1 protein-coding gene is annotated in these 1156 nt (G+C 67.9%); it reads left to right on the top strand.

From position 1 onward, the window contains the following. On the top strand, positions 1–1110 hold a 1110-nt coding region (locus HC022_RS27075), incomplete at its 5' end, for a transglutaminase family protein (protein WP_167454437.1). Between the last annotated feature and the right edge of the window lie 46 nt (positions 1111–1156).

Below are 1156 nucleotides of genomic sequence, written 5' to 3' on the forward strand. Positions count from 1 at the left end.
CTGATGCGCTCGCTGATCCTCTACTGGCTGCGGCACCCGTCGCTCAGCTACCTGTTCTCGGGGCTCTTCATCGGCCCGACCTCGCAGGCGCCGCGCATCGACGAGGCCCGGCACGACAGCCTCTACGAGCTCGAGATCGCGCTCTCGCATTTCCCGGCGCCGGGGCAGGGCGAGCCGCCGCAGCCGTGGCTTACCGACCGGCTGCTGCGCAACATGCTGATCGACGTCACCGGCAACACCCACCGGGCGGAGATCTGCATCGACAAGCTGTTCTCGCCCGACGGGCCCACCGGGCGGCTCGGTCTGGTCGAGTTCCGCGGCTTCGAGATGCCGCCCGACGCCAAGATGAGCCTTGCCCAGCAGGTGCTGATCCGGGCGCTGCTGGCGCGGTTCTGGAAGTCGCCGGTGCAGGGCCGCCCGGTGCGCTGGGGCACCACGCTGCACGACCGCTTCATGCTGCCCTACTTCGTGTGGGAGGACTTCCTCGAGGTGCTGCGCGACCTGCGCAGCCATGGCTTCGACTTCCGCAGCGACTGGTACGAGGCGCAGAAGGAGTTCCGCTTCCCCTTCGCGGGCGAGGTCGACTACGAGGGTGTGCATCTCCAGCTCAACCAGGCGCTCGAGCCCTGGCATGTGCTGGGCGAGCGCGGCGCCATCGGCGGCACCGTGCGCTATACCGACAGCTCGGTCGAGCGCATGCAGGTGCAGCTGACCGCCATGGACCCCGAGCGCTACATCGTCACCTGCAACCGCCGACCGGTGCCGCTGACCGCGACCAACGCCAGCGGTGTCTCGGTGGGTGGGGTGCGTTTCAAGGCGTGGCAGCCGGCCGAGGCGCTGCACCCGACGCTGCCGGTGAACGCGCCGCTTGTGTTCGACATCTTCGACACCTGGACCGGGCGGGCGCTCGGCGGCTGCACCTATCACGTGGCGCATCCGGGCGGGCGCAACTACGACACCTTCCCGGTCAACACCAACGAGGCCGATGCGCGCCGTCTTGCGCGATTCGAGAAGATGGGTCATACGCCGGGGTCTTACTGGCCCCTTCCCGAGCAGCCGCATCCCGAGTTTCCGATGACGCTGGATCTGCGGAGGATGACCGGGCTTTGATGTCGTGTTCCTGATGTCGGAGAGAGTGTGGACGACAAGGCGAAGA

Source organism: Salipiger sp. HF18 (genome assembly GCF_011806505.1).
Taxonomy (GTDB): Bacteria; Pseudomonadota; Alphaproteobacteria; order Rhodobacterales; family Rhodobacteraceae; genus Salipiger; species Salipiger thiooxidans.